Raw genomic sequence first — 4299 nt, 5'->3', positions numbered from 1 at the left:
ATCTCCGCCTTGGCGGGCTCGGCCGCCCCCGGCCCGTCGGCCGCCCACCCGGCCGCGTCCGCCCCGGCCCGGCCCCCCGCGCGCTCTCCGCTCACGTCCGGAGTGTGCGCGGGCGACGGCCCTCGGGCCACCCCCCGGGTGGCGCTCCCGCGCGGGTGGCGCAGCGGAGCGCCCGGCGTCGGGGGGCGCCGCTAGCCTGCGCCGCATGAGCATCCACAAGGCCGTCATCCCCGCGGCGGGGCAGGGCACCCGCTTCCTCCCCGCCACGAAGGCGTCGCCGAAGGAGATGCTGCCCGTCGTCGACGTCCCGGCCATCGAGTACGTGGTGCGGGAGGCCGTCGCGGCCGGGCTCGAGGACGTGCTGATGGTCACGGGGCGCGGCAAGCGCGCGCTGGAGGACCACTTCGACCGCAACGTCGAGCTCGAGGCGGGCCTGGAGGCCAAGGGCGACGACTCCAAGCTCGACAAGGTGCGCTCCTCGACCGACCTGGCGCAGGTCCACTACGTGCGCCAGGGCGACCCGCGGGGCCTCGGCCACGCCGTCCACGTGGCGAAGGCGCACGTCGGCGACGAGCCCTTCGCCGTCCTCCTCGGCGACGACCTCATCGACCCGCGCGACCCGCTGCTCACGACGATGACGGCGCTCCAGGAGCGCGTCGGCGGCAGCGTCGTCGCCCTGCTCGAGGTGCCCCGCGACCAGGTGCACCTCTACGGCTGCGCCACCCTCGACGACGCGGCGTCCGACGCCCTCGAGGAGGACGTCGTCAAGATCACCGGGATGGTCGAGAAGCCGGCCGTCGAGGACGCGCCGTCCAACCTCGCCATCATCGGGCGGTACGTGCTCCACCCGGCCGTCTTCGACGTGCTCGACCGCACGCCCCCGGGCAAGGGCGGCGAGATCCAGCTCACCGACGCGCTGCAGACCCTCGCGGGCATGCCCGTCGAGGAGGGCGGCGGCGTCCACGGCGTCGTCTTCCGCGGCCGCCGCTACGACACCGGCGACAAGCTCGACTACATCAAGGCCGTGGTCCGCTTGGCCTGCGAGCGCGAGGACCTGGGTCCCGAGCTGCGCGAGTGGCTGCGGGACAGCGTCGACGAGCTCACGGCCGCCCCGGCCCAGGGCTCCTGAGCCGGCCGGGCCCGGTGGCCGCCCCGGAGGGCCCAGCGGCCAGCCCGGGCGGCGCCGGTCGCGCGCCCGGCGCGGGGGCGCGGTCGCTGGAGGAGCACCTCGCCGTCGTGCTCGAGGGGGCCGGTCCGCTGCCCGCGCGGCGCCTGCCCCTGCTGGAGGCGCTCGACCTCGTGCTCGCCGAGGACGTCGTCGCCGTCGAGCCGCTGCCGCGCTTCGACGGCTCGTCGATGGACGGCTACGCCGTCCTCGCGCCCGACGTCGCCGGCGCCGGCGAGGGGTCCCCGGCGGTGCTCGACGTCGTCGGGGACGTCCCGGCCGGGGCGGCGGACGTGCCGCGGCTGCGCCCGGGAGCGGCCGTCCGGGTGATGACGGGCGCCCCCGTGCCCGTGGCCGAGGACCCGGCCGCGACGGCCGACGTCGCCGTCGTGCAGGTCGAGTGGACCGACGCCGCCCAGACGGGCCCGCCGCCGGAGCGGGTGGCCGTCCGCCGCCCCGTCGCGGCCGGTCGCAACGTGCGCCGCGCGGGGGAGGACGTCGCGGCCGGCGAGCGGGTGCTGCGCCCGGGGGAGCGCCTGTCGCCGCGCCACCTCGGGCTGCTCGCGTCGCTCGGACGCGCCGACGTCCTCGTGCACCCGCGGCCGCGCGTCCTCGTGCTCTCGACCGGGAGCGAGGTCGTCGAGCCGGGGGAGCCGCTCGGACCCGGGCAGATCCACGACTCGAACTCGACCGCGCTCGTCGCGGCCTGCCGCGAGGCCGGTGCGCTCGCGCGGCGGGTGCGCGCCGTCGAGGACGACCCCGCGCGCCTGCTCGCCGTCCTGCGCTCCGAGCTCGCGACGGCGGACCTCGTGCTCACCACCGGCGGCGTCAGCGCGGGCGCCTACGAGGTGGTCAAGGAGGCCCTGGCCGCCGACGGCGCCGTCGAGTTCGTCCGCGTCGCGATGCAGCCCGGGGGCCCCCAGGGCGCCGGGTGGCTCGTCGACGGCGCCGGTCGGCCCGTGCGCGTCCTCACCCTGCCCGGCAACCCGGTGAGCGCCTACGTCTCCTTCGAGGCGTTCGTCCGGCCGCTGCTGCGGGTGGTGCTCGGCGAGGAGCAGCTGGGGCGGCCGGTCGTCGAGGCGGTCGTCGAGCGGGGCTGGACCTCGGTGGCCGGCAAGCGCCAGCTCTACCGCGTGCGCCTCGAGCGGGGCGAGGACGGCGTCGCCCGCGTCGGCGCGATCGGCGGGCCGGGCAGCCACCTCGTCGCCGACCTCGTCACGGCCACCGCGCTGGCCGTCGTGCCCGAGGACGTGGTGGCCGTCGAGCCGGGGACGACGCTCACGTGCATGCTGCTGGGGCGGGGCGGGCAGCCCTCGGCGCCCGGGGGCCCGGCGTCCCCGTCGGCGACCACCCTCTGACCCCACTGACCCGCAGGACCCACTGACCCCATGGAGGAGCCGCGTGAGCGGTCTGACGCACCTCGACGAGCGCGGCCGCGCGCGGATGGTCGACGTCTCGGCCAAGGACGTCACCGTGCGCACGGCCAGCGCGGCGGGCCTCGTGCGCTGCTCGGGCGCCGTCGTCGACGCCCTGCGGGGCGACGGCGTGCCCAAGGGCGACGCGCTGGCGGTGGCCCGCCTCGCGGGCATCCAGGCGGCCAAGCGCACGCCCGACCTCGTGCCCCTCGCGCACCCGGTGGCCGTCCACGCCGTCGAGGTCGACGCGGTGGTCGTCGACGAGGGCGTCGAGCTCACCGCCACCGTCCGCACGGCCGACCGGACCGGCGTGGAGATGGAGGCGCTGACGTGCGTGGCCGTGGCCGGCCTGGCGCTCGTCGACATGGTCAAGGCCCTCGACCGGGAGGCGGTCATCACCGACGTGCGCGTCACCGCGAAGACGGGCGGACGCTCGGGGAGCTGGACCCGTGGCTGAGTCGCGGCCGCCCGTCGCGGCCGCCGGCCCCCGCACCGGGGCGGTGGTGGTCGCCTCGACCCGCGCCGCGCGCGGGACCTACGCCGACGAGGCGGGCCCGCTGCTCGCGGACGGCCTGCGGGCGATGGGCCTCGCGGTGGGCGACCCCGTGGTGGTCGAGGACGGCGAGCCCGTCGGCCGGGCCCTGCGCTCGGCTCTCGCCGGCGGGGCCGCCGTGGTGCTGACGACGGGCGGCACGGGGCTGACGCCGCGCGACCTCACCCCCGAGCAGACGGCGCCGGTGCTGGACCGCGAGCTGCCCGGCCTCGCCGAGGCGCTGCGCGCCCGGGGCCGTGGCAAGGGGGTGCCGACGTCGTCGTTGTCCCGCGGGCTCGCGGGCACGGCGGGCGGGGCGCTCGTCGTCAACCTGCCCGGCTCGCCGGGGGCCTGCCGGGACGCGCTGGAGGTGCTGGCGGAGGTGCTGCCGCACGCGCTGGACCAGATCGCCGGAGGCGATCATCTGAGGTCAGGCGCCGGAGGCGATCATCTGAGGTCAGGCGCCGGAGGCGATCATCCGAGGTCAGGCGCCGGAGGCGATCACCGGGCGTCGGGCGCCGTCGAGCGGCCCGCGGGGGCGCGGTGAACGGCTGGCCGGTGGAGCTGCGGTCGTCCGACGTCGTGCTGAGGCCGCTGCGGCGGGGCGACCGCACCACGTGGGGGCGGCTGCGCGACGTCAACGCGGCCTGGCTGGCGCCCTGGGAGGCCACCCCGCCCGCGGGGTCGCTGCCCCCGCCGTCCTTCCCGGCGATGGTGCGCGAGCTGCGCCAGCAGGCGCGCCTCGGGCAGGCGATGCCCTTCGTCGTCGAGCACGCGGGGCGGATGGTCGGCCAGCTGACGGTGGCGGGCATCGCGTGGGGGTCGTTGCGCTCGGGGACCATCGGGTACTGGGTGGACCACCGGGTGGCGGGCCGCGGCATCACCCCGACGGCGGTGGCGATGGTGACCGACCACTGCTTCCGCTCGGCCGGTCTGCACCGGGTCGAGGTCAACATCCGGCCGGAGAACGCGGCGAGCCTGCGCGTCGTGGAGAAGCTGGGCTTCCGCGACGAGGGGCTGCGCCGGGCCTACCTCCACATCGACGGCGCGTGGCGCGACCACCGCACCTTCGCGCTCACGGCGGAGGAGGTGCCGGACGGCCTGCTCTCCCGCTGGCTGGCCGCTCGCGGGGGGCGCGCGTCGACGTCCTGACGGCGCCGTGCCGCCGCGCCACCGGGCGCGGCGGC

5 protein-coding genes are annotated in these 4299 nt (G+C 77.9%); all 5 read left to right on the top strand.

The features are described from left to right. Positions 1–205: 205 nt before the first annotated feature. Positions 206–1129, top strand: coding sequence for a UTP--glucose-1-phosphate uridylyltransferase GalU (gene galU / locus HLB09_RS13710; protein ID WP_171203904.1), 924 nt, complete (start codon positions 206–208; stop codon positions 1127–1129). Continuing rightward, entirely contained in the window at positions 1075–2523 is a 1449-nt protein-coding gene (locus HLB09_RS13705; RefSeq protein ID WP_322790190.1) for a molybdopterin molybdotransferase MoeA, read from the top strand. Before galU ends, HLB09_RS13705 begins: the two co-directional genes overlap by 55 nt. Positions 2524–2608: 85 nt before the next feature. Continuing rightward, complete coding sequence (gene moaC, locus HLB09_RS13700; protein WP_171203906.1) at positions 2609–3037, top strand: cyclic pyranopterin monophosphate synthase MoaC; 429 nt, start codon at positions 2609–2611, stop codon at positions 3035–3037. Then, positions 3030–3659 carry a MogA/MoaB family molybdenum cofactor biosynthesis protein gene (locus HLB09_RS13695; RefSeq protein ID WP_171203902.1) on the top strand — a complete coding sequence of 210 codons (630 nt, stop codon included), beginning with the start codon at positions 3030–3032 and terminating at the stop codon, positions 3657–3659. Before moaC ends, HLB09_RS13695 begins: the two co-directional genes overlap by 8 nt. Then, on the top strand, positions 3656–4264 hold the full coding sequence (locus tag HLB09_RS13690) for a GNAT family N-acetyltransferase (protein ID WP_322790189.1): 609 nt from the start codon (positions 3656–3658) through the stop codon (positions 4262–4264). The genes HLB09_RS13695 and HLB09_RS13690 overlap by 4 nt, the downstream gene beginning before the upstream one ends. Positions 4265–4299 lie beyond the last annotated feature (35 nt).

This window comes from Pseudokineococcus marinus, from assembly GCF_013004605.1.
GTDB classification, from domain to species: Bacteria; Actinomycetota; Actinomycetes; order Actinomycetales; family Quadrisphaeraceae; genus Pseudokineococcus; species Pseudokineococcus marinus.
Note: the sequence above shows the minus strand (reverse complement) of the source record. Positions and strands in the feature narration are given on the sequence as shown.

What these genes read in the sequence shown, in the direction of transcription:
- galU (WP_171203904.1), top strand. Translation starts at nt 206, where the DNA reads ATGAGCATCCACAAGGCCGTCATCCCCGCGGCGGGGCAGGGCACCCGC.
- moaC (WP_171203906.1), top strand. Translation starts at nt 2,609, where the DNA reads ATGGTCGACGTCTCGGCCAAGGACGTCACCGTGCGCACGGCCAGCGCG.